Consider the following 22,051-nt stretch of genomic DNA (forward strand, 5'->3'; position numbering starts at 1 on the left):
AGCTCTGCACCCCTGGTAGCTGCGGTGATTCGGCCAACACATAGGGTCGGCCTATGCCGTTGTCGCCTCGGGTTCCGGATCTGGCCGCCCTCGATCTGCTGCTGTCGGTGATAGAACTGGGCAGCCTGGGGCGGGCCGCGCAGGCACACGGCATCAGCCAGCCCTCGGCGTCCTCGCGCATTCGGTATCTGGAGAAGCTGGTCGGGGTGCCGGTGCTGGAGCGCACCACGCTGGGGTCGCGCCCCACGGCGGCGGGCGCACTGATCGCCGAGTGGGCGCGGGCGGTGATCGATGCCGCCACACAGCTGGATGCGGGCATCGATACCCTACGCGCCCAACGAGATTCGCGACTTCGGGTGGCCGCGAGCCAGACCGTCGCGGAGTATCTGTTCCCGACGTGGCTGACGCGGCTGCGCGCCGACAGCCCCGACACCACGATCGCACTGGAATCCGGCAACTCCACCGAGGTGTGCGCGGCGGTGCTGGACGGCCACGCCAGCATCGGTTTCATCGAAAGCCCGCGCGCCGCACGGGGTTTGCAAAGCCACCCGGTGGCACGCGATCGCTTGGTGGTCGTCGTGCCGCCGCGACACCCGTGGGCCCGCCGCGGTGCGGTGACGCTCACCGAACTCGCCGCGACGCCGCTGATCCAGCGCGAATCCGGCTCGGGCACCCGAACCTGGTTCGAGCGCGCGGTCGCGTCCGGCGCGCCCGGCACGCAGCCGCGGGTGGCGCTGGAGCTGTCGTCGACGACCGCCATCAAGTCGGCCGTCGCCTCGGGTGTCGGTCCCGCGGTGCTCAGCTCGCTCGCCGTCGCCGCCGAGGTGGCCGCGGGCACCCTGGTATCCCCGACGATCACCGATGCCGACCTCACCCGCACCCTGCGCGCGATCTGGCCGACCGGCCAGCAGCTCACCGGTCCGGCCCGCGACCTCTACGGCATCGCCCGCCGCGCGTGATCGAGCAGGGTATGCGCGGCTACGCCTACCCCCGGTACTGCTGGACCGAGAACCGCACCTCGCCGGGCTCGGGGATGTGCGCGGCACCGACGGTGACGGTGCCCACGAAGTCGCCGTAGACACCCGGGCTGAAGATCGAGCCGCGGCCGTCGGTCCCCCAGTAGCCCGGCCCGTTGGCGCGGCGGGTCACCGTGCCGGTCTGGCCCGTCTCGACGTGGCGCCAGTTCAGGGTCACGTCCAGCGAGCAGCTGCCGACACCGTACATCGTGGTGCTGACATTGAACGCGGCCGAACTCGGATACGCGTTGCCGGTGACCGAGGAGTCGACGACCGCGGCGCAGGGGCCGTTGGCCAGGGAATACACCCTGGTGAACTTGCCGCCATCGGCCTCCGCGGAAGCCGGTGCGGCAGTGACGATTACGGTGGCGGCGGCGCCTAGAGCAGCGGCCGCCAGGGCGGCGCGGGATCCGATCGAACGCATCATTACCCCCAGAGCGGTTGGTGATGGTCAAGCCGATACGCCGCGCGACGCTACCAGCCACACCGTCGCCCCACCACCGATCTCAGCGGACTCGCACCCCTACTTCCCGACCGCGACATCGAGCACCCCCGTCCGCCGACCGCCCTCCGACACGACTTCACCGCTACCACATGCGCTTTCGCGCGAGGGAAACCCAGATCCCCGTTTCTTGTCGGTGGCGGGGCATAATCTCAAGCCGTGTCAGCCTCGGGATTCGTTCACCTCCACAACCACACCGAGTACTCGATGCTCGACGGCGCGGCCAAGATCACGCCGCTGTTCAAGGAGGCCGAGCGCCTGGGCATGACCGCGGTCGGCATGTCCGACCACGGCAACATGTACGGCGCCTCTGAGTTCTACAACTCGGCGAAGAAGCAGGGCATCAAGCCGATCATCGGCATCGAGGCCTACATCGCGCCCGCCTCCCGATTCGAGACCAAGCGCATCCAGTGGGGCGACCCCGGCCAGAAGAGCGACGACGTGTCCGGCTCGGGCGCCTACACACACATGACGATGGTCGCCGAGAACGCGACCGGCCTGCGCAACCTGTTCAAGCTGTCGTCGCTGGCCTCCATCGAGGGCCAACTCGGCAAGTGGGCGCGCATGGACGAGGAGATCATCGCCCAGCACGCCGAGGGCATCATCGCGACCACCGGCTGCCCGTCCGGCGAGGTGCAGACCCGGCTGCGGCTGGGCCACGAGCGTGAGGCGCTGGAGGCCGCGGCCAAGTGGCAGGAGATCTTCGGCAAGGAGAACTTCTTCCTGGAGCTGATGGACCACGGGCTGTCCATCGAGACCCGGGTGCGCGAGGGCCTGCTCGAGATCGGCCGCAAGCTCGACATCCCGCCGCTGGCCACCAACGACTGCCACTACGTGCACGAATCGGACGCGACCAATCACGAGGCGCTGCTGTGCATTCAGACCGGTAAGACGCTGTCGGACCCGAACCGGTTCAAGTTCGGCGGCAGCGGCTACTACCTGAAGTCCGCCGAGGAGATGCGCGCCCTGTGGGACGCCGAGGTCCCCGGCGCCTGCGACAACACGGTCCTGATCGGCGAGCGCGTGCAGTCCTACGAGGAGGTGTGGGCCCATCGCGACCGGATGCCGATCTTCCCGGTCCCCCAGGGTGAGGACCAGGCCAGCTGGCTGCGCCACGAGGTGATGCGCGGGCTGGAGCGCCGGTTCCCGAACGGCGTCGGCCAGGAGTACATCGACCGCGCCGAGTTCGAGCTGAACGTCATCATCCAGATGGGCTTCCCGGCGTACTTCCTCGTCGTCGGCGACCTGATCAACCACGCCAAGGAGGTCGGCATCCGGGTCGGCCCGGGCCGCGGTTCGGCGGCCGGGTCGCTGGTCGCCTTCGCCATGGGCATCACGAACCTGGACCCGATCCCGCACGGTCTGCTGTTCGAGCGCTTCCTCAATCCGGAGCGCGTGTCGATGCCCGATATCGATATCGACTTCGACGATCGCCGCCGCGGCGAGATGGTCCGCTACGCCACCGAGAAGTGGGGCAGCGACAAGGTCGCCCAGGTGATCACCTTCGGCACCATTAAAACCAAGGCGGCGCTGAAGGATTCGGCGCGCGTGCAGTTCGGTCAGCCGGGCTTCGCGATCGCCGACCAGATCTCCAAGGCCCTGCCGCCGCCGATCATGGCCAAGGACATCCCGCTGTCGGGAATCATGGATCCCGAGCACGAGCGGTACAAGGAGGCCACCGAGGTCCGGGAGCTGATCAACACCAACCCGGACGTCAACAAGATCTACGAGACCGCCCGCGGCCTGGAGGGCCTGATCCGCAACGCGGGCGTGCACGCCTGCGCGGTGATCATGTCCTCCGAGCCACTGATGGACGCGATCCCGCTGTGGAAGCGCGCCCAGGACGGGGCGATCATCACCGGCTGGGACTACCCGTCCTGCGAGGCCATCGGCCTGCTGAAGATGGACTTCCTGGGCCTGCGCAACCTCACCGTGATCGGCGACTGTCTGGAGAACGTCAAGTCCAACCGCGGCATCGATCTCGATCTGGAGAACCTGCCGCTGGAGGACAAGGCCACCTACGAGCTGCTGGCCCGCGGCGACACCCTCGGCGTCTTCCAGCTCGACGGCGGCGCCATGCGCGACCTGCTGCGGCGCATGCAGCCGACCGGCTTCGAGGACATCGTCGCCGTGCTCGCGCTGTACCGCCCCGGCCCGATGGGCATGAACGCGCACAACGACTACGCCGACCGCAAGAACGGGCGGCAAGAGGTCAAGCCCATCCATCCGGAACTGGAAGAGCCGCTGCGCGACATCCTGGCCGACACGTTCGGTTTGATCGTGTACCAGGAGCAGATCATGCAGATCGCGCAGAAGGTGGCCGGGTACTCGCTCGGCCGAGCGGATATTCTGCGCCGCGCCATGGGTAAGAAGAAGGCCGAGGTCCTGGAGGCCGAATTCGAGGGCTTCGAAAAGGGCATGCAGGACAACGGCTATTCCAAGGCGGCCATCAAGGCGCTGTGGGACACCATCCTCCCGTTCGCCGGGTACGCGTTCAACAAGTCACACGCCGCCGGGTACGGCCTGGTGTCGTTCTGGACCGCGTACCTCAAGGCCAACTACAAGGCCGAGTACATGGCGGGCCTGCTCACCTCCGTCGGCGACGACAAGGACAAGGCCGCGGTCTATCTGGCCGACTGCCGCCGCCTCGGCATCCAGGTGCTGCCGCCCGACGTCAACGAGTCCGAGCACAACTTCGCCTCCGTCGGCAACGACATCCGCTTCGGCATGGGCGCGGTGCGCAACGTCGGCACGAACGTGGTGGCCTCGATCATCGCGGCGCGCAAGGAGAAGTCGAAGTTCACCGACTTCTCCGACTACCTGAACAAGATCGATGCCATCGCCTGCACCAAGAAGGTCACCGAATCCCTGATCAAGGCGGGCGCCTTCGATTCGCTCGGGCATCCGCGCAAGGGCCTGATGCTGGTGCACTCCGATGCCATCGACTCGGTGATGGCCACCAAGAAGGCCGAGGCGATCGGCCAGTTCGACCTGTTCGGCGGCCTGGACGACGGCGACGACAGCGTGTCCTCGGTCTTCGACGTCAAGGTGCCCGACGAGGAATGGGATACCAAGCACAAGCTCGCGCTGGAGCGGGAGATGCTCGGCCTCTACGTCTCCGGGCATCCGCTCGACGGCGTGGCGCACGTGCTGGCCGCGCAGACCGACACACCGATCCCGAGCATCCTCGACGGCGATGTGAAGGACGGCGCGCAGATCACCATCGGCGGCATCCTCGCCTCGGTCACCCGGCGCATCAACAAGAACGGCATGGCCTGGGCCTCCGCACAATTGGAGGATCTCACCGGTGGTATCGAGGTGCTGTTCTTCCCGCAGGCCTACTCGGTGTACGGCATGGACGTCGTCGAGGACGCGGTGGTGCTGGTGAAAGCCCGGGTCTCCGTGCGCGACGACCGCATCTCGCTGATCGCCAACGACCTGGCGGTGCCCGACCTGTCCTCGATCGGCGTGGAAAAGCCGCTGGCGGTGACGATTCCGACGCGCCTGTGCACCCCCGACAAGATCGGCGCGCTCAAGCGGGTGCTGTCCAGCCACCCCGGCACGGCCGATGTGCACATCCGCCACCTCGGCTCTCGCGAGAAGACGACAATGCTGAGGGTCGCCGACAACCTGCGGGTCTCACCGTCGTCGGCCCTGATGGGCGACCTCAAGGCACTGCTGGGCCCGGGCTGCCTGATGAGCTAGGGCTGGCCTACAGCCAGGTAGATTCGCCGAAAACAGCCCCGCTGTCGTCGACTTCGGCGGACTTGGCGTACAGGTAGGTGAACTGCCTGATGGCGACGGGGCCGCTGCAGGCGTTCACCACGATGTGGAAGTCGCGCGTCACGATCTGTACGTCCTTGCCGGGGATCAGTTCCTTCTCCGCGACCGCCAGCTCCTTGACCTCGCCCGGGGTGAGGTTCACCGTCGCCACCGGCCCGAGGTCGCCCAGGGCGTGCGGGATCGGCGTCTGCGCGCCCTCGATGCCGCCCTCGAGCTCGGGCGTGACGCCCACATTTCCGGCGCCGATCGTGACCGCGCACCCGACGTGGTAGCCGGTCCTCAGCTTCCCTCCCGCCGGTCCGTCGATCCGCCCGTAGGTGACGTTGCCGACCAGCGCCTCGCGCGTGGTGCCCATCATGTTCAGCGGCGGGATCCGGTTGACGGTCTCGTCGCGGCTGCCGACGGTGAAGCTGCCGAACGGCGAGGGGAAGGTCTTCTCGTGCGGGGGCAGCGATTCGGGCTCCGCGCCCGCGACCGGCGCACCCGCCAGGAGGGCGGCCGCGGCCGCCAGGCATACCTTCCACCAGACACGCGACATGGGCCGGACATTAGTAGCCGGGGGCTATTTCCCCTGCGCGACACACACGATGGTGTTCTAGCTGCAATGTGTGCCCGCACCGTGGCGAGGCGCCGCCGAACTCTCCCGCACCACGAGCGTCGGCACGACGGGCGGCGGGGCCGGGACCTCGCCCTCGGCCTCCAGCAACCGCAGCAGCAGCGCCATGCTGCGGCGGCCCACCTCGTCGAAGTCCTGACGCACGGTGGTCAGCGGCGGCGACAGATAGGCGGCCTCGGGAATGTCGTCGAACCCCACCACCGACACGTCATCGGGCACCCGGATCCCCCGCTCGGCGAAGGCGCGCAGCAGTCCCAGCGCCATCTGGTCGTTGGATGTGAACACCGCGGTCACGCCGGGCCGCGCGGCCAGCATCAGGCCCGCCTCGTAGCCCGAGCGCGCGCTCCAGTCGCCGCCGATGGGCGGCGGTACCGTCGCGCCCGCGGCGGTCAGGGTGCGCCGCCAGCCGTCGATCCGGTCGCGGGACTCGAGCGAATCGCTCGGTCCCGACACATGCCACACGGTGGCGTGCCCCAGGTCCAACAGATGCTGCACGGCCAGGCGGGTGCCCTCGAACTGGTCGACGGCGGCCGACGGCAGCGGCGCGTCCTGACCTGCCTCGACGGCCACCGCGACCGGCCGCGGTGGCAGATTGTGCAGCGCGGCCGCCGCGGCGATCTGCGGCGCGATGATGATCACCCCGTCCACGCCCTGATCGGCCAGGGTGTCCACCGCAGCCAGCACACCGGCGCGGTCGACCCGTTCCAGGGTGACGATGCTGACGCCGTAACCCGCTGCGCGCGCGGCCCTTTCGATGCCCAGCATCATGCAGGCCGGACCGTACAGGCAGGTGTCGAAGGTGACGACGCCGAGCACGTTGGAGCGGCGGCTGACCAGCCCGCGCGCCATCGCGTTGGGCCGGTACCCGAGTTCGGCGACGGCCCGCAGCACCTTCTCCCGCGTCTCGGGCCGCACCTGCGGACTGCCGTTGAGCACCCGCGACACCGTCTGGTGGGACACACCCGCCAGCTTGGCGACATCGGTCATCACCGCGGGCCGCTGCGCCTGCTGCGGAGCGCGCGGCGCCGACGATTCACTGGCGAGCCCGCTCATGGCGCCGCCTCGCCCACGCTCAGTCCGGTCATGAACGAGCGCGACGCGCCACTGGTCCATCCGCCGAGCTGCCCGCCCACGACTCCGCCCTGCCACTCGATCCCCGACCCGGCTACGCCGCCGCCGTATCCGCCGATCCGCCCGCAAGCTCGTTCATCGCTCGCCGCCACCCACCCCGTCACGAGCGACTGCCCGGCTCTGTTCTTCGGTTCGCTCGCAAGCTCACTCACGCCTCCACCTTCCGGACCGCCGTACCGCACGGCCCCGGTCGTTCCCGAATTCAGGTTAGCGGTGCCACCACCGAACCCTCGCCCACGGCAACAGCGGACCGCCGAAACCGCTTGCCGGTCAATACCTGTCGACGCGCACACCCACCCTCACCACCCAGCCAGTGTTAACGCTAACACCGCCCCCTCCCCGATAGTCACCGATTCGACGACCTCCCGCCCCGACGAACTGCATTCCACCCTCACCTTCCGCCCCACCCGGCCCACGGGCGCGCAAGCACGCCACACGCCACCACCCCGGCACACGCGGCCCCTTCGTCATTCCCGGCACGCTTTTGGCCGGGATCCATACTGTTAGAAGCGGGATTCCGGCCAAAAGCGTGCCGGAATGACGAAAGGGCGCGGAGGGGCGAAGCTGGGCGCATCCCGGGCGGCAGCGATCAGCAGAACACCGCGGTGGTGTCAGCGGCCTGGGCGATCGACCGTGGCGCCGCGCACGGTGCCGACGATCCAGCGCAGAGCCCCCACGGCAGCGGCGGTCAGCACCGCGACCTGCAGTGATCCGGTGATCAGGGCCAGGATCAGGCAGGCGACCACTGCGAGCGCGAGGGCCTCGAGTTTGTAGACAGGCCACGGCGTGCCCGCGATATCTACCGCCTGCCGAGAGGCGACCGCGGGGCGCGAGGTGGGGTCTACCACTGCCATGTCGTCAGGTTACACGGACAGCGAAGTTCGGGCCAACGAACATTTTTCCTCCGAGGAATAACTTCCGACGCTCCTGGCATTGTGAGGGACATGCCACTTACCGGAGAGTACGAACCCAGCACCTCGGATTGGGCCCGTGAGCAGGCCGAGAAGTTCGAATCGTCGAACGGCGCCGAGGCCAACACCCTCCAGGGCGTCCCGATCATCCTGCTCACCACGCGCGGAGCCAAGACCGGCAAGCTGCGCAAGACCGCGCTGATGCGGGTCGAGCACGACGGCGAGTACGCGGTCGTCGCGTCGCTGGGCGGGGCGCCGAAGCATCCCGTCTGGTACCACAACATCAAGGCCGATCCGCACGTCGAACTGCGCGACGGCGCCGTGGTCAAGGACTACCTCGCGCGCGAGGTGTTCGGCGAGGAGAAGGCCCTGTGGTGGGACCGATCCGTCGCGGTCTGGCCCGATTACGCGGAGTACCAGAAGAAGACCGACCGCCAGATCCCGGTCTTCGTCCTCACCCCGCAGTAGCGCCGGGCTCCGCCCTGTGCGGCCCGCTCCCGGCGGGCCGCACAGGCGTGTGCCTCGAGCCCGGCCATCCCGAAACTTGTGGTCTTCGCCCGAGCCCAGCCCCGCCCCGATCGGGGCCAGGGACTCCCGATCGGTGTGCGCTGCCCCATCGGGCCCAGGAGTCCCGGGCCGTCACCCCGATGACCGCAGGACCGTGGGCATCGGCGAGCGGGGCCGCCAGCTAGCATGATCGGGTGTCCAACCCGCTTGATGTCGCACAGAAGATGTCCGGTCCGCTGCCCGAACTGAGCGCGGACGAGATCGATGCTGCCGCCAAGCGAATTTCCGACATCATCGAGCCGACGCCGCTGCAGCGGATCGAACGGTTATCGACCACCTCGGGCGCGGACGTCTACGTCAAGCGCGAGGACCTGACCGCGGTGCGCTCCTACAAGCTGCGCGGCGCGTACAACCTGATCGTGCAGCTGTCCGAGGCCGAGCGCGCCGCGGGCGTGGTGGCGGCCAGCGCGGGCAATCACGCCCAGGGCGTGGCCTTCGCCTGCCGCTCGATGGGCATTCAGGGCCGCATCTACGTGCCCACCACGACGCCCAAGCAGAAGCGCGATCGGATCCGCGCGCACGGCGGCGTGTTCGTGCAGCTGATCGCCGTCGGCGACACCTACGACGCCGCGGCCGCCGCGGCCGCCGACGATGTGGCCCGCACCGGCGCCACCATGGTGGCGCCGTTCGACGATCCCCGCACCGCCGCCGGTCAGGGCACCATCGCCGCCGAGATTCTCGAACAGCTCGGCACCGCACCGGATTTGGTGATCGTGCCGGTCGGCGGGGGCGGCTGCCTGGCCGGGATCGGCACGTACCTGCGCGAAAGGTCGCCCGCCACAGCGATTCTCGGGGTCGAGCCGGGCGGTGCGGCGTCGATGACGGCGGCGCTGGTGGCCGGTGGCCCGGTGACGCTGCCGGAGATCGATCCGTTCGTCGACGGGGCGGCGGTGCGCCGCATCGGCGAACTGCCGTACGCGGCGGTGTCGCGGTTCGGCAGCCGGATCCGGTCGCATGCCTCGCTGCCGCTGCTGATGGCGACCGAATCCCCCAGCGGCGCAGGCTCGTTCCGCCTGATGCAGGTGGACGAGGGCGCGATCTGCACCGCCATGCTGGAGCTCTACCAGAACGAGGGCATCATCGCCGAGCCCGCCGGTGCGCTGGCGGTCGCGGCGCTCGCCGAGATCGCGGTGGATCCCGGATCGACGGTGGTGTGCCTGGTGTCGGGCGGCAACAACGACGTGTCCCGCTACGGCGAGGTGATCGAGCGCTCGCTGGTGCACCAGGGCCTGAAACACTATTTCCTGGTGGACTTTCCGCAGGAGCCGGGCGCACTGCGCCGCTTCCTCGACGAGGTGCTCGGCCCCGACGACGACATCACCCTGTTCGAGTACGTCAAGCGTAACAACCGCGAAACCGGCGCCGCCCTGGTCGGCATCGAACTGGGCTCCCCCGACGGCCTCGACGCCCTCCAGAAGCGCATGCACGACTCCCCCGTCCAATGCGAACGCCTCGACCCTGGCTCCCCCGCCTACCGCTATCTCACCTGACCCCTCCGGCGTCAGGCGGCCTGCTGGTCGGGGAGGCCGAGGGGGCGGCGGGCGGCCGTGCGGGCGCCTCGGACGGCCAGGGGTAGTACCCAGCCCGCGGCTAGTTGGTCCCAGCTCAGCTTGTTGATGCTCAGGCGGTTGTGTACGAAGCCGACCGACAGGCCCGAGCGCGGTTCGGCCCAGCCGAAGGAGCCGCCCAGGCCGATATGGCCGAAACCGGTGCGAGCGCCGGGGACGGGCAGCGAGTGGTAGCCCAGGTGCCACATCATCGGGATGTAGAACAGGGCGTGGTCGAGCCGGTAGCGTTCGATGCGGCGGATCGCCTTCATGGTCTCCGGCGACAGATAGCGCCGCCCGGCCACCATCCCGTCCGAGGCGAGCGCGCCGTACATCGTGGCCAGGCCGTTGGCGGTGCAGACCCCGTTGCCCGCGGCCAACTCGGTGTCCAGGATCGGCGGGTCCTCGCCCTCCAGCAGCGCCTCCAGGCCGGGCAGGAACAGCGCCCGGGCCACGGCGCCGGCGGCCCCGGGAATGCCGTAGGCGCGCCCGAGGAACATGGCGGCCACCGGCGCACCCACCAGCGCCAACCGACTTCCGGCGAGCGGCGCCACGGTGGTGGGAGATCCGGCGGGCGGGCGGCCGAGGTGGATACCGTCGACGCCGAGCGGTTCGGCGACCTCGCCGCGGAACAGCTCGGCCATGCTGCGTCCGGTGAGCGCGCGGGCCAGCCCCGCCAGCAGCCAGCCGAAGGTAAGCGCGTGATACGTCGGAGTGCCGAGCAGCGCATCGGGTTTCGCGGCGGCCAGGCGCTGCTGCATCAGCTCGTGATCGAGCACCTCGTCCAGCCCGCCCGCGATCAGCGGCAGCCCGGACAGCCCGGCGCTGTGCGTCAGCACCTGCCGCACCGTGATCCGCTCCTTGCCCGCCGCCCCGAACTCCGGCCAGTATTCGGCTACGGGCGCGGCGTAGTCGAGCAGCCCGCGATCGGCGAGCCGGTGGATGACCGTGGCGGCGACGCCCTTGCTCGCGGAGAAGACGATGCCGCCGGTATCGCGGGTCCACGGGGTGGTGGCCGACGCCGAACCGGTCCAGATGTCGACCAGCGGCTCACCGTGGCGGTACACCGCCAGCGCCCCACCGGCGCCGGGCCGATCACCGACGAATCTGGCGAAGGCGCGTGCCAGCGGCTCGAAACCCGGGGCGGCGCGACCGGCCACCCCGGCGGGTAGGTCCCCCGGACCGAAAGTTGAAGCGTCGTTGCTCACATATTCACGGTACGGCCGCACGATAGCGTACGGCAATGATGTTGTCCGACTGGTGATTTCCCGCGCCGGGCCGATATCGCGCCCGAGAGCCCCGCCGAGCCCGCGAATCCTGGGGTTTCCCGCAACCCGGCCCGGCGACCGGACCGGAAAACCTATGGTGAGTTATGCGATCGTTGCGATCCTTGGCGGTGGTGCTGCTGGTCGCCCTGGGCGCCTGCACGACGTCCGGCGCCCCGACGCCCGCACCGACCACCACGGATCGGGCCCTGATCGGCGACTGGCACACCGAGCTGGCGTCGCCCCATCGGCCGGTGCCGCTGGGGCTGACGTTCGGCGACGCGACCGCCACCGTCTCGGTGCCCGCGCAGGGCATCTACGACCGTCCGGTCGAACATCTCTCCGCCAGCCCCGACCATGTCGAATTCACCATTCCGGGACTTCCCGGCACGCCGACCTTCCAGGGCAGATACGACCGTGGCACGGACACCATCGCCGGTACCTTCGTCCAATCCGAGGAGCCGCAGACGCTGACCTTCACCCGCGGCGAGGTTCCCGTCCCGCCGCGACCGCAGGAGCCGCGGCCGCCGTTCCCGTACCGGGCCGAGGACGTCACCTACGGCAACGGCGCGGTGACCCTCGCGGGCACCCTCACCATGCCCGCGCCGCCGGGACCGTATCCGGCCGTCGTGCTGATCACCGGCAGCGGTCCGCAAGACCGCAACGAGGAACTGCTGGGCCACAAGCCTTTCCTGCTACTGGCCGACACCCTCACCCGCGCCGGTTATGCCGTGCTGCGCACCGACGACCGCGGGGTCGGCGGCTCCGGCGGCGCCCTGGACCGCGCCACCTACACCGACCTGGCCGACGATGTCGTGGCCGGAATGGACTTCCTGCGCGGCCGCGCCGATATCGACGGAAATCGGATCGGCCTGCTCGGCCACAGCGAGGGCGGGTATCTCGGGCCCCTGGTCGCGGCCCGTCCCGGCAGCAGGGTCGCGTTCGTTATCCTGCTGGCCGGTCCCGCCGCCGACGGCGCCGACGTGCTGATGGAACAGACCCGCGCGCAGCTGACCGCCCGCCATGCCTCGGTATCGGAGAACCGCGATCAGATCGGCTTCGTCAGCACCCTGTCGGCCCTGGTCCGCACGGGCGATACCGAGGAGCTGCGGCGCTGGCTCACCGCCCGCAATACGGCCCGCCCGCCCGAACAACAGCTGCCGCCCGACGCGATGGACGAGTTCACCAGCCTCTACTTCACCTCGCTGATCACCTACGACCCGGCGCCCGCGCTGTCGGCCCTGCGCATCCCCGTGCTCGCCGTCTACGGCGGCAAGGACCTGCAGGTCCCGCCCGCCCAGAGCGAACCGCTGGCCCGGCAGCTCCTCGCCGCGAACCCCGGCGCCGACATCCGCGTCTTCGACGGCCTCAACCACCTCCTGCAGCCCGCCGAGACCGGCGAGCCCGACGAATACCCGCAAATCGAGACCACGATGGCCCCGGAGGCCCTAGCCTACATCACCACCTGGCTGACCCAACGAATCCCACCCGCGCGTTGAGCCCGCTCACAGCGTGCGGATGAGGCGGCATGGGCTGCCCGCGGCGAATACCTTTTCGGGGAGGCCGCGGGTGACGACGGTGTTCGCGCCGACGGTGACGCCGGGCACACGATGACGCCGCCGAACCAGACGTTGTCGCCGATCGTGATCGGGCGCGGTCCAGGATGATCGCGTCGTGGTTCAGGAAGTTGTTGTGGCCCAAGCGGATCGGTTGGCCGTCGTCGACATGCCGCCGATCTTGCCGGAGGGCGGATCAGGCACCGGTGGCGGACTCCAGGACGGCGAAGGAGTGGGCGGGCAGGGTTGTGGTGGTGGGAGTTTGGTGAATCGGGTCCCAGGTCAGCAGCGGCGTGCCGGTGAACGGGACCGTGGCCGGTGTCTCGGCGAGATTGCAGAGTATGCGGATTCCGTTGCGGTGCAGTGCGATCCAGCGATCGTCCTCGTCGAAGTCGACGCGCAGGCGCGGGAGCCACGGATCGGTGAGGTCCGGGTGGGTGCGGCGCAGCGCGAGCAGATCGCGGTAGCAGCACAGCAGGCGGGCATGCGACGGTTTCGACGGCTCGGACCAGTCGAGTTTCGATCCCCGAGGGCGTGCACGGCATCCAATCGCGGTGCGTCGATATGGAATTCGCGGAACCAGCGCAGCGCGTATCGATGATGAAGCGCCGTACCTCATCCGATCCCGGGCCGTCGAGGTTGATGTTCTCACCCCAGGTGTTGCGGTCCTCGCTCAGATACGGCCCGAACCGCGGCAAGTAGTTGCCCGACGGCCCGAGATGATTGTAGACGACGTCGAGCGCCACCGCCAATCCCATTGTGTGGCAGGCATTCACGAACCGCTGCAGTCCGTCCGGCCCGCCGTACGCCTCGTGTACAGCGAACCACAGCACACCGTCGTAGCCTCAGTTCCACACCCCGTTGAACGCATTGACCGGCATCAGCTCGACCGTCGTGACCCCCAGCCGCACCAGATGATCCAAGCGTCCGACCGCGGCATCGAACGTCCCCTCGGGAGTGAACGTACCGATATGCAGCTCGTAGAACACCGCCCCGGCCAACTGCCGCCCGGTCCACCCGGCATCGGTCCACGCGCCCGGATCAACCCGGTAGACCGCCGACCGCCCGTGCACCCCATCCGGCTGCCGCGCCGAGCGCCGGCTCGACACTCGGCAAGCCGAGCCATGCCCGGTCCGTGGGTGGCGCCCGGAAATCAGGGTGGGTTCGGGGTGGTGTTGGAGGGGGTGCGTTGTCACAGTTGGGGGGTGGGAATTTATAGCGAGCAGGTTTTGCCTCGGATTATCGATGTGGCCTGTGGGTTGCCCGCCAACGAGCGGCTGCGGCGGCGGGTGTGTGGCGGGCTGAGCGATCGGGTGGTGGAGATCGGGTTCGGGTCGGGTCACAACGTGCCGTATTACCCCGCGGCGGTGAAGTCCGTGACGGCGGTCGAACCGGCCGACCTGGGCTGGCGGCTGGCGGCGAAGCGGCTGGCGCGGTCCGCGGTCGCCGTGCAGCGGTCCGGGCTGGACGGGCAATCGCTTCCGTTCCCGGACAACAGCTTCGATGCCGCGCTGTCGACCTGGACGCTGTGCACGATCCCCGACATGGCTGCCGCGCTCGCGGAGATCCGGCGGGTTCTGGTGCCGGGCGGCACCTTCCACTTCGTCGAGCACGGACTGGCGCCCGACGCCGAGGTGCAGGCCTGGCAGCACCGTCTGAACCCGGTGCAGAAGACGCTGTTCGGCGGCTGCAATCTGAACCGCGACATCGCCGACGCGATCGAGGCCGCCGGTTTCGAGGTGCGGGAACTGGACCGGTTCTATGAGGAGCAGGCCCCGAAATTCCTCGGATCGCAATATCTGGGTCTCGCGGTATCGCCCTGACCCCCGAACTTTGGCGCAAAGTCGACTGACCGGGCCGCCGAGATCACTCGCCCGCCGCGGCGCCTCCCCCTCGAACCCGGGACGGCCCGGCCGAATACTCCTGTTCGGGGCGGCCGGTGCTGCCGTAGCGCAGTTGCATGCGCAGGGCTCCGGAGGCGACCAGATTGGCGAGGTAGCGCTGGGCCGTGGCGCGGGAGACCCCGGTCGCGCCGGATACTTCCGCCGCCGACATCGGGGCCGTCGACTGCCGCACGGCCTGCAGCACCAAGTCTTTGGTCGGCGAGGCCGGGGCCGCGGCCGACCCGCCCGGCCCGGCAGGTCGCAACGCCTCGACGGCGGCATCGATATCGCGGGCCGTGACCACCGGGGCGGCGAGCAGACGACGGTAGCGGGCGTAACCGGCCAGCCGCGTCGCCAGTGCGGCATGGTCGAACGGCTTCACCAGATAGCCCAGCGCACCCGCGGACAATGCCGCGCGCACCGTGGCGGCTTCGGTGGCGGCGGTGAGCATCATGGCGTCGCAGTCGATCTCGCGCACCAGGTCCACACCCGATCCGTCGGGCAGGTAGACGTCGACCAGCGCCAGATCGAACGCTGTCTCCGCGAGCGCCGAGCGCGCCGCGGCGAGCGTCGTCGCCGTGCCACCGACGGTGAAACCCGGTAGCGCCGAGACGATTCCGGCGTGCAGGTTCGCCACCCGGAAGTCGTCGTCCACGACCAGCACGCTCAGATCGGTTGTGCCCATACGGCTTCTCCCTCCACCAGCACACCGGGCAGCCGGGCGATGAACTCCGCCCCGCGCAGCGGCGCCTCACCCCCGCCCGGACTCGACAACACCACATCCCCGCCCAGCGCCCGCGACACCTGCCGCGACAACGCCAGCCCCACCCCGCGCCCGCCCGGCGCCCCGTTGTCAGGCCGCGTCGAAACCCCCTCCGCGAAAACAGCTTCCACCAGATCCGCCGCGACCCCGGCTCCGCTGTCGACCACGGTGATGTGCAAGGTAGCGCCCTCCTGAACGAGTTCGACCTCCACATGGCCCACCGGCGCCCATTCGTCCCCTGAATCGCCTCCGGTCCGCTCCGGCGATCCGTCCTCTGTGGTCCGTCCGTGGCGCTCGGCACGCGCCGCCTCGATGGCGTTGTCGAGAAGGTTGCCCAGGACGGTCGTGACGTCCACGGGCACAGCGAGATTCGCGTCGACCCAGGTGTTGGGGCCGAGGCGGAGTCCGATGCCGCTCTCGCGCGCGTGCGCGGCCTTGGCGGCGAGGAATGCCTGGAGGTACGGGTCGCGGATCGCGTCCATGCCGGGCAGCGCCGCACCGAGCGGACCGGAGCCCAGCAGTTCGTCGATGTACTGCGACGCCTCGTCCGTCCGGCCGCCGTGCAGCAGACCACTGAGCAGGTGCAGCCGGTTCGCGAACTCGTGGCGCTGCGCGCGCAGCACGGTGCTCATCGACCGCACCGCATCCAGTTGGCGCGTCAGCGATTCGACGTCGGTGCGGTCGCGCACGCTCAGCACGGCGCCCAAGTCGCGCCCGTCGCGGCTGACGGTGCGGGCGGTGACCACCACGAGACGATCGCCGACCGCGGTCTGCGCGGGCCGGGCGGCGGCGGCCCGAAACACCTGCAGAACCCTTGGGGGCAAACCGATCTCGTCCACCGGAGTGCCGTTGGCGCCGTCGATGCCGAGCAGCCGCCGGGCCTCGTCGTTGACGACGGTGAGACGCCACCGGGTGTCGACGGCGACCACGCCTTCGCCGATACCGTGCAGCACGGCCGCCTGCTCGCGCACCAGTTCCGCCAGTTCCGGCGGCTGCAGGCCAAGGGTCAGCCCGTGCCAACGCCGGGCCAGTAGCATCGACCCGATCACTCCGGCCAGCAGCGCGGCCGCGGCGAACAGTCCGGCGCGGCGCAGGTCGGCCAGGAGTTGCTCGCGCACGGCCGTCGTCGAGATGCCCACGCTCACCTCCCCCACGATGCTGTCGCCGTCGGGCCGCAGCACCGGCACCTTCGCCCGCACCGATTCGCCGAGCGTGCCGCGCTCCTGGATCACCACCTCCGATCCGGCCAGCGCGGCCGACGGGTCGGTGCTCACCATCTCCCCCAGCCGCCGAATGTCCGGGTGGGCCAGCCGGATTCCCGCGTCATCGGTGATCACAACGTAGAGCGCCCCGGTGCTCCGGCGGGTCTCCTCGGCGCTGCGCTCGAGCGGACCGTCGGCGAGCGAAGCGGCGAGTCCCGAATTCTCGGCGAAGGTAGCCGAAGTGTAGCTAGACGTCTCCGACCGCACCTGCGGATCGGCCGCCACGGTGCGCGCGATCGCCAGCGCCCGCTGCCCGTACTCCCCGGACAGCCGCTCCTGACCCACATGGGCGAACACGCCGAACGCGATACCGAGCGTCAGCGCAACAAGCACGACCTGCAGCAACACGATCTGTGTCCGCAACCGCACCCCGCGGCCGAACACGTTCACCCCGCCAGTTCTACACGCCTGAGCTAAATGATCACAACCCTCCGCAACGATTGCACACCATTCGCCCCCCACTCACCTTCACGCACCCCGCATTCCTTCCCGCACCAGCTACAACCGCTCGAGCGGATGCGAGAACGAGTTGCCCGCCCCTGCACAAAATGAGCACAACGCCTGAATTGCAGCTTGCGCCGGTTGTGCGCACAACCCGGTGCGGTGTGACCCGGCGCACTTATTGTCGATCGGCGGTCACACATCACACGTGCGGCCTGAAGTTCAGGAGACCTCATGACCAACCTCATGGACCGCCCCCACGGCGACCCGTGTATCGAGTTCCGGGGCGCGACCAAGCGCTTCCCAGGCTCCGGCGGCGGCATTCACACCGCGGTGAAGAACCTCCACTTCACCGTGGCCCCAGGCGAATTCGTCGCCGTCGTCGGCCCCACCGGCTGCGGGAAGTCGACCACGCTGTCGCTGGTGTCGGGACTGGAGCGGACCTCCGCCGGGCGAACCCTGGTGCGCGGCGAGGATGTCGACGGCATTCCCGACGGCATCGGCTACATGTTCCAGCAGGACGCGGTGCTGCCGTGGCGGACCGTGCTCGACAATGTAGCGCTCGGCCCCCGGTTCCAGGGCGCGTCGAAGGCCCGAGGGCGGGAACGCGCCGCGGAGTGGGTGCGCACGGTCGGGTTGGCCGGGTTCGAGAAGTACTACCCGCATCAGCTCTCCGGCGGTATGCGCAAGCGGGTCGCGCTGGCGCAGACGCTGGTCAACGATCCCGAGATCCTGCTGATGGACGAGCCGTTCAGCGCGCTGGACGTGCAGACCCGCCAGCTGATGCAGGACGAACTGCTGCGGGTGTGGGGCGGCAGCGGCGCCGCGGTCATCTTCGTCACCCACGACCTGGAGGAGGCCATCGTGCTCGCCGACCGCGTGGTGGTGATGACCGCGAGTCCCGCCACCGTGTGCGGTGACTTCCGCGTCACCCTGGACCGCCCGCGTGACGTGGAGGAGGTCCGCCTCACCGACGAATTCCGCCGCCTGTACAGCGAGATCTGGGGCACGCTGCGCGACCAGGTCGACGCCGCCCGCGAGAAGGGAGCCGACCGTGTCGCCTAGCACCATCGACCAGATCTCCACCGACGCAACGGTTGTCGAGACCGAGACCGAGGAGGCGATCCTCGCACGCGCACGCGGCCATGCCCGCCGTACGCGACTGCGCACCTGGGGCCTGCGCATCGCCCTGATAGCGCTGTGGCTGGGCTCCTGGGAGCTGACCGCCTCGCTGTGGATCGACCCGTTCTTCTATTCGAAGCCGTCGCTGATCTGGCAGCGCATCGTCGAATGGTTCACCGAGGGAACGCAGTTCGGCTCGATCTGGCTGCAGATCTTCACCACGGTCGAGGAGGCGGTGCTCGGCTTCGCCATCGGCACGGTCGCCGGTGTGGTACTCGGTGTGCTGCTGGGCCGCAGCCGCTACTGGGCCGAGGTGCTGGCGCCGTTCATCAAGGCGCTCAACGCCGTTCCGCGCATCGTGCTGGCCTCGCTGTTCATCATCTGGTTCGGCCTGGGCCTGGAGTCCAAGGTCGCGACCGTGGTGGTGCTGACCTTCTTCGCGGTCTTCTTCAACGCCTTCACCGGTGCTCGCGAAGTGGACGGCAATGTCATCAACAATGCCCGCATCCTGGGCGCCAGCCGCTGGCAGGTGCTGTCGCAGATCGTGCTGCCCAGCGCGACGACCTGGATCCTGTCCAGCCTGCACACCGCCTTCGGCTTCGCCCTGATCGGCGCGGTGGTCGGCGAATACGCCGGCGCCAGCAAGGGTCTGGGGCTGTTGATCTCCAACGCGCAGGGCACTTTCGACGCGGCGGGCATCTATGCGGGCATGATCATCATCACCGTGGTCGCGCTGCTGGCCGAATGGGGTATCGGATTCGCCGAAGGGCGGCTGCTGAAATGGCGTCCGTCGCAGGCACAGTCGGGACACGGGATCTGAGCCATGAAGTATCGCAAGCATATTGCCGTCGTCTTGCTCGCTGTCTGCACGCTGCTGCTGGCGACGGGATGCCGGGATTCGCGCAAGATTCCGATGGCGGACGGGCGGCCGCAGATCACCATCATGGTCGGCGGGCTGGAGAAGGTGATCTACCTGCCCGCGATGCTCACCGAGCGGCTGGGCAATTTCGCCCGCAACGACATCGACGTGAAGCTGATGGGTGAGCAGTCCGGCGCCAGTGCCGAGACCGCGCTGCTCACCGGTGACGTGCAGGCCGTGGTCGGGTTCTACGACCACACCGTCGACCTGCAGGCCAAGGACCAGTGCCTGAAAACCGTCGTGCAGTTCGCGGACGTACCGGGCGAGGCCGAGCTGGTGTCGAAGGCCCAGGCCGGGAACATCAAGTCGCCCAGTGATTTCCGCGGCAAGAAGTTGGGCGTCACCTCGCTGGGGTCGTCCACCGACTTCCTCACCCAGGCGCTCGCCGGACAGGCGGGCATGACCACGTCCGACTACGACCGGGTGAAGGTCGGTGCGGGACAGACGTTCATCGCGGGCATGAACCACGGCGGCATCGACGCGGGCATGACCACGGATCCGACGGTGGCGCAGATGGTCAAGTCCGGTGATGCCGAGATACTGGTGGACATGCGCACCGAGGCGGGCACGCGGGCCGCGCTGGGCGGGCTGTATCCGGCATCGTCGCTGTACATGAAATGCGATACCGTGCAGTCGCATCCGGAGATCGTGCAGAAGCTGGCGACGGCGTTCGTCCAGACCCTGCAATGGATCAAGGGGCACACGCCGGAGGAGATCGCGGCGCAGATGCCCCCGCAGTACGCCGCCGCGGGCAAGGACCTCTACGTCCAGTCGATCCGCGACTCGATCGGCATGTTCAACGGCGACGGCCTGATGAAACCCGAAGGCGCCCAGAATGTCCTGAACATCCTCGGCAAGTACTCCCGCAACGTGGCCCCGAAGCGCGACAGCATCGAACTCGAGAACACCTACACCAACGAGTTCGTCCAGAAGGCGCTAAAGGGGAGGCAATAGAGAGGATTCCGGCCAAGAGCACGCCGGAACATAAGGAGGACTTGCCCGGCCGCGCGAGGGGCGGCCGGGCACCCACCACACCGTCCTCATTCCCCGTCGCCGCCGCGCAGCACCCCATTTCCCGTCCTCATTCCCGACGCCACTGCGCAACACACCCTGCTTCCCGTCCTCATTCCCCGCCGCCACGGCGCAGCACACTCTGCTTCCCGTCCTCATTCCCGCCACGGCGCAGCACTCCCCATTTCCCGTCGTCATTCCGGCGCGCTTTTTGCCGGAATGACGACGGGACCCCGCTCACCCCGTGCTGACCGCAGGATCGTAGTGGTCCAACCACACCACCAGATCCAGGAACTGTTCGAGGTCGATTCGTTCGGGCAGGGTGAGGCCGTCGGTGGGGCGGTCGGCGAGCTTGGCGACGGCTGAAGAAGGAGCGCACCCCGCCGCGCACTGCTGGAAGCGGCCTACCGCCTGTTCGAGGAGAAGGGCTACGACAAGACCACGACGGTCGAGATCGCCCGTGCCGCAGAGGTTTCCCTAGGCACGTTCTTCAACTACTTCGCCACCAAGGAGGAGTTGGTCTTCGGCGACCGGACCGAGATCGTCGAGTCGGGCCTGCGGGTGCTGAGCGAGCCCGAGCCCGGTGAGACTCCGGCCGATCTGGTACTCCGCAGTTTCGGCGCGATGCTGGCGACCGAGCAGCGCGACGATCCCATCGAAGAACTCGGCTCCTCGCGGGCCCGCCTGCTGTTCACGGTGCCGTCGCTGTACGGCGCCATGCTGCAGCGCACCTTCGCCACCCAGGAGCGGATGGCCGCGACGCTGCGGCGCAGCTACCCGGAGGACCTCGACGACATTCGGGCGGCGATCGTCGTCGGCGCGTTCGTCGGCGCGGGCATGGCCGCCATTCGCGCCGCGGCGGCCGGGGGCGAGCCCCTGAAGCCCGCGCTGCTGGCGGCAGTTCGCTTGGTAGCGGACAACTTCGGCTGATCGAGCCGGGGGCGGCTCATTCGCCGAGCCACTGGTCGATCTCGTCCAGGGTCAGCGCCGAGTAGAGGCATTCGCCGTCCTCCAGGTCCAGCAGGAGCCACCGGTTGGGTGGCGTCGTGTCGCGCACCAGGCGGTAGCCGCCGCGGGTGGCGCGTGCCGACACCTGCCGGACCTGGGGTACCGGGTCGTCGTTCATCAGCCGCCGCTCGGTCATCCGAGCCACCGCGTGGAGTGCGCGGCCGGGAACGAGCGCGAGGAAGGAAAGAACTCGCGCCAGAAATCGCGCCGGACCGCATCCCACAATCGGCTCAATTCCGGCAATCGCTCACGCGCCTGTGCCAGGTCCGTGCCCACGGTCCTCAGCGTACCGTCAATCATGTTGCGTACGTTCATAATTCCAACCCCTTCCTGATCGAATCGCCACTGTGCTTCCATCCCGTCCACCTCGGTCCGGTACACACCGTTCATGCCCTCGCCTATCGAGGCAGTACGCGGGAGGCGGCGGCGGTTCGGCCCAGATCCGTGATGCGCCACCGCGATCGCCGATGCGCCGGCGCGACCAGCGCGCGACGCTCCAGCCAGGCGACCGCCGCGCGGGCCGCCCACCCGGTGAGCCCCGCCTGCTCGGCCAACTGCCGAACCGTAAGCAGCCCACCGGGTTCCAGCACCGCCAGCACCGCCAGTTCGGCCGCGATGCCGGTACTCCGTCGTGTGATCATGTCCTCGACCCCGCAAATATCCGTGGTGTGTTCCGGGCGGCAGCCGAGACGGGGCGCGCGGTCCGCGCCGCGTTTCCCGTCGGAGGTGAGAGCGTTCCGGTCTCCCA

Annotated in this window: 22 protein-coding genes and 2 pseudogenes; 11 read left to right on the plus strand and 13 right to left on the minus strand. The window is 69.0% G+C overall.

Annotated elements, in window-relative coordinates; genetic code table 11:
- The first annotated feature begins 53 nt into the window (after positions 1 to 53).
- Positions 54 to 959, plus strand: a complete 906-nt coding sequence (locus tag ACYVLQ_RS14250) for a LysR family transcriptional regulator (protein WP_460697929.1) — start codon at positions 54 to 56, stop codon at positions 957 to 959.
- Positions 960 to 984: 25 nt separating this feature from the next.
- On the opposite strand, the gene ACYVLQ_RS14255 is transcribed toward ACYVLQ_RS14250, so the two are convergent.
- On the minus strand, positions 985 to 1,440 hold the full coding sequence (locus tag ACYVLQ_RS14255; RefSeq protein ID WP_460697930.1) for a hypothetical protein: 456 nt from the start codon (positions 1,438 to 1,440) through the stop codon (positions 985 to 987).
- Between the two features lie 237 nt (positions 1,441 to 1,677).
- Between ACYVLQ_RS14255 and dnaE the strand changes: the two genes are divergently transcribed.
- Positions 1,678 to 5,223, plus strand: a complete 3,546-nt coding sequence (gene dnaE / locus ACYVLQ_RS14260) for a DNA polymerase III subunit alpha (RefSeq protein ID WP_460697931.1) — start codon at positions 1,678 to 1,680, stop codon at positions 5,221 to 5,223.
- A gap of 7 nt (positions 5,224 to 5,230) precedes the next feature.
- Here the strand turns inward: dnaE and ACYVLQ_RS14265 are convergent, their stop codons facing one another.
- From ACYVLQ_RS14265 to ACYVLQ_RS14280, 4 genes are all read right to left on the minus strand, one after another.
- Positions 5,231 to 5,839, minus strand: coding sequence for an MspA family porin (locus ACYVLQ_RS14265; protein WP_460697932.1), 609 nt, complete (start codon positions 5,837 to 5,839; stop codon positions 5,231 to 5,233).
- Between the two features lie 57 nt (positions 5,840 to 5,896).
- Positions 5,897 to 6,970 carry a LacI family DNA-binding transcriptional regulator gene (locus ACYVLQ_RS14270; protein ID WP_460697933.1) on the minus strand — a complete coding sequence of 358 codons (1,074 nt, stop codon included), beginning with the start codon at positions 6,968 to 6,970 and terminating at the stop codon, positions 5,897 to 5,899.
- The gene (locus tag ACYVLQ_RS14275; protein ID WP_460697934.1) at positions 6,967 to 7,200 is read right to left on the minus strand and encodes a hypothetical protein; all 234 of its coding nucleotides are present in this window, start codon (positions 7,198 to 7,200) and stop codon (positions 6,967 to 6,969) included. Before ACYVLQ_RS14275 ends, ACYVLQ_RS14270 begins: the two co-directional genes overlap by 4 nt.
- A gap of 459 nt (positions 7,201 to 7,659) precedes the next feature.
- Positions 7,660 to 7,902 carry a hypothetical protein gene (locus tag ACYVLQ_RS14280; protein ID WP_460697935.1) on the minus strand — a complete coding sequence of 81 codons (243 nt, stop codon included), beginning with the start codon at positions 7,900 to 7,902 and terminating at the stop codon, positions 7,660 to 7,662.
- A 90-nt stretch (positions 7,903 to 7,992) separates the two neighbouring features.
- Here ACYVLQ_RS14280 and ACYVLQ_RS14285 point away from each other — a divergent pair, with 90 nt between their 5' ends.
- Both ACYVLQ_RS14285 and ilvA read left to right on the plus strand, forming a co-directional pair.
- Entirely contained in the window at positions 7,993 to 8,427 is a 435-nt protein-coding gene (locus ACYVLQ_RS14285; RefSeq protein WP_460697936.1) for a nitroreductase family deazaflavin-dependent oxidoreductase, read from the plus strand.
- A gap of 233 nt (positions 8,428 to 8,660) precedes the next feature.
- Entirely contained in the window at positions 8,661 to 10,016 is a 1,356-nt protein-coding gene (gene ilvA, locus ACYVLQ_RS14290) for a threonine ammonia-lyase IlvA (RefSeq protein WP_460697937.1), read from the plus strand.
- Positions 10,017 to 10,027: 11 nt separating this feature from the next.
- Here the strand turns inward: ilvA and ACYVLQ_RS14295 are convergent, their stop codons facing one another.
- Entirely contained in the window at positions 10,028 to 11,281 is a 1,254-nt protein-coding gene (locus ACYVLQ_RS14295; protein WP_460697938.1) for a serine hydrolase domain-containing protein, read from the minus strand.
- Between the two features lie 164 nt (positions 11,282 to 11,445).
- Between ACYVLQ_RS14295 and ACYVLQ_RS14300 the strand changes: the two genes are divergently transcribed.
- Complete coding sequence (locus ACYVLQ_RS14300) at positions 11,446 to 12,837, plus strand: alpha/beta hydrolase family protein (RefSeq protein ID WP_460697939.1); 1,392 nt, start codon at positions 11,446 to 11,448, stop codon at positions 12,835 to 12,837.
- 253 nt (positions 12,838 to 13,090) lie between these two features.
- Here the strand turns inward: ACYVLQ_RS14300 and ACYVLQ_RS14305 are convergent, their stop codons facing one another.
- Both ACYVLQ_RS14305 and ACYVLQ_RS14310 read right to left on the minus strand, forming a co-directional pair.
- Positions 13,091 to 13,477 (minus strand): DUF3459 domain-containing protein, encoded by a 387-nt coding sequence (locus tag ACYVLQ_RS14305; protein ID WP_460698253.1) that lies wholly within the window; start codon positions 13,475 to 13,477, stop codon positions 13,091 to 13,093.
- A pseudogene (locus ACYVLQ_RS14310) lies at positions 13,405 to 13,991 on the minus strand (alpha-amylase family glycosyl hydrolase); the annotation flags it as partial. The pseudogene ACYVLQ_RS14310 and the gene ACYVLQ_RS14305, both read right to left, overlap by 73 nt.
- 108 nt (positions 13,992 to 14,099) lie before the next feature.
- On the opposite strand from ACYVLQ_RS14310, the gene ACYVLQ_RS14315 reads away from it, so the two are divergent.
- Entirely contained in the window at positions 14,100 to 14,717 is a 618-nt protein-coding gene (locus ACYVLQ_RS14315) for a class I SAM-dependent methyltransferase (protein WP_460697940.1), read from the plus strand.
- A 43-nt stretch (positions 14,718 to 14,760) separates the two neighbouring features.
- Here ACYVLQ_RS14315 and ACYVLQ_RS14320 read toward each other — a convergent pair whose 3' ends face one another.
- Entirely contained in the window at positions 14,761 to 15,462 is a 702-nt protein-coding gene (locus tag ACYVLQ_RS14320) for a response regulator (RefSeq protein ID WP_460697941.1), read from the minus strand.
- A complete protein-coding gene (locus ACYVLQ_RS14325) occupies positions 15,444 to 17,171 on the minus strand; it encodes a sensor histidine kinase (RefSeq protein ID WP_460698254.1) in 1,728 nt (575 codons plus the stop codon). Before ACYVLQ_RS14325 ends, ACYVLQ_RS14320 begins: the two co-directional genes overlap by 19 nt.
- Positions 17,172 to 17,477: 306 nt before the next feature.
- On the opposite strand from ACYVLQ_RS14325, the gene ACYVLQ_RS14330 reads away from it, so the two are divergent.
- The 5 genes and pseudogenes from ACYVLQ_RS14330 to ACYVLQ_RS14350 all read left to right on the plus strand — a co-directional run bounded on the left by ACYVLQ_RS14330 (position 17,478) and on the right by ACYVLQ_RS14350 (position 21,225).
- Positions 17,478 to 18,308, plus strand: a complete 831-nt coding sequence (locus ACYVLQ_RS14330; protein ID WP_460697942.1) for an ABC transporter ATP-binding protein — start codon at positions 17,478 to 17,480, stop codon at positions 18,306 to 18,308.
- A complete protein-coding gene (locus ACYVLQ_RS14335; protein ID WP_460697943.1) occupies positions 18,298 to 19,185 on the plus strand; it encodes an ABC transporter permease in 888 nt (295 codons plus the stop codon). The genes ACYVLQ_RS14330 and ACYVLQ_RS14335 overlap by 11 nt, the downstream gene beginning before the upstream one ends.
- A 3-nt stretch (positions 19,186 to 19,188) precedes the next feature.
- Complete coding sequence (locus ACYVLQ_RS14340; RefSeq protein WP_460697944.1) at positions 19,189 to 20,238, plus strand: ABC transporter substrate-binding protein; 1,050 nt, start codon at positions 19,189 to 19,191, stop codon at positions 20,236 to 20,238.
- A gap of 450 nt (positions 20,239 to 20,688) precedes the next feature.
- Positions 20,689 to 20,805 (plus strand): annotated as a pseudogene (locus ACYVLQ_RS14345) (TetR/AcrR family transcriptional regulator); the annotation flags it as partial.
- 6 nt (positions 20,806 to 20,811) lie between these two features.
- The gene (locus ACYVLQ_RS14350; protein WP_460697945.1) at positions 20,812 to 21,225 is read left to right on the plus strand and encodes an acyl-CoA-like ligand-binding transcription factor; all 414 of its coding nucleotides are present in this window, start codon (positions 20,812 to 20,814) and stop codon (positions 21,223 to 21,225) included.
- A gap of 16 nt (positions 21,226 to 21,241) precedes the next feature.
- Here ACYVLQ_RS14350 and ACYVLQ_RS14355 read toward each other — a convergent pair whose 3' ends face one another.
- The 3 genes from ACYVLQ_RS14355 to ACYVLQ_RS14365 are packed head-to-tail and all read right to left on the minus strand — an operon-like array spanning position 21,242 to position 21,944.
- The gene (locus ACYVLQ_RS14355; RefSeq protein WP_460697946.1) at positions 21,242 to 21,439 is read right to left on the minus strand and encodes a hypothetical protein; all 198 of its coding nucleotides are present in this window, start codon (positions 21,437 to 21,439) and stop codon (positions 21,242 to 21,244) included.
- The gene (locus ACYVLQ_RS14360) at positions 21,436 to 21,693 is read right to left on the minus strand and encodes a hypothetical protein (RefSeq protein WP_460697947.1); all 258 of its coding nucleotides are present in this window, start codon (positions 21,691 to 21,693) and stop codon (positions 21,436 to 21,438) included. The genes ACYVLQ_RS14355 and ACYVLQ_RS14360 overlap by 4 nt, the downstream gene beginning before the upstream one ends.
- Positions 21,694 to 21,701: 8 nt before the next feature.
- Positions 21,702 to 21,944, minus strand: coding sequence for a hypothetical protein (locus tag ACYVLQ_RS14365; RefSeq protein ID WP_460697948.1), 243 nt, complete (start codon positions 21,942 to 21,944; stop codon positions 21,702 to 21,704).
- Positions 21,945 to 22,051 lie beyond the last annotated feature (107 nt).

The sequence above is a fragment of the Nocardia thraciensis genome (assembly GCF_054782435.1).

What these genes read in the sequence shown, in the direction of transcription:
- ACYVLQ_RS14355 (WP_460697946.1), bottom strand. Translation starts at nt 21,439, where the DNA reads ATGACCGAGCGGCGGCTGATGAACGACGACCCGGTACCCCAGGTCCGG.
- ACYVLQ_RS14330 (WP_460697942.1), top strand. Translation starts at nt 17,478, where the DNA reads ATGACCAACCTCATGGACCGCCCCCACGGCGACCCGTGTATCGAGTTC.
- ACYVLQ_RS14340 (WP_460697944.1), top strand. Translation starts at nt 19,189, where the DNA reads ATGAAGTATCGCAAGCATATTGCCGTCGTCTTGCTCGCTGTCTGCACG.
- ACYVLQ_RS14250 (WP_460697929.1), top strand. Translation starts at nt 54, where the DNA reads ATGCCGTTGTCGCCTCGGGTTCCGGATCTGGCCGCCCTCGATCTGCTG.
- ACYVLQ_RS14265 (WP_460697932.1), bottom strand. Translation starts at nt 5,839, where the DNA reads ATGTCGCGTGTCTGGTGGAAGGTATGCCTGGCGGCCGCGGCCGCCCTC.
- ACYVLQ_RS14365 (WP_460697948.1), bottom strand. Translation starts at nt 21,944, where the DNA reads ATGATCACACGACGGAGTACCGGCATCGCGGCCGAACTGGCGGTGCTG.
- ACYVLQ_RS14360 (WP_460697947.1), bottom strand. Translation starts at nt 21,693, where the DNA reads ATGAACGGTGTGTACCGGACCGAGGTGGACGGGATGGAAGCACAGTGG.
- ACYVLQ_RS14285 (WP_460697936.1), top strand. Translation starts at nt 7,993, where the DNA reads ATGCCACTTACCGGAGAGTACGAACCCAGCACCTCGGATTGGGCCCGT.
- ACYVLQ_RS14320 (WP_460697941.1), bottom strand. Translation starts at nt 15,462, where the DNA reads ATGGGCACAACCGATCTGAGCGTGCTGGTCGTGGACGACGACTTCCGG.
- ACYVLQ_RS14280 (WP_460697935.1), bottom strand. Translation starts at nt 7,902, where the DNA reads ATGGCAGTGGTAGACCCCACCTCGCGCCCCGCGGTCGCCTCTCGGCAG.
- ACYVLQ_RS14270 (WP_460697933.1), bottom strand. Translation starts at nt 6,970, where the DNA reads ATGAGCGGGCTCGCCAGTGAATCGTCGGCGCCGCGCGCTCCGCAGCAG.
- ACYVLQ_RS14255 (WP_460697930.1), bottom strand. Translation starts at nt 1,440, where the DNA reads ATGCGTTCGATCGGATCCCGCGCCGCCCTGGCGGCCGCTGCTCTAGGC.
- ACYVLQ_RS14300 (WP_460697939.1), top strand. Translation starts at nt 11,446, where the DNA reads ATGCGATCGTTGCGATCCTTGGCGGTGGTGCTGCTGGTCGCCCTGGGC.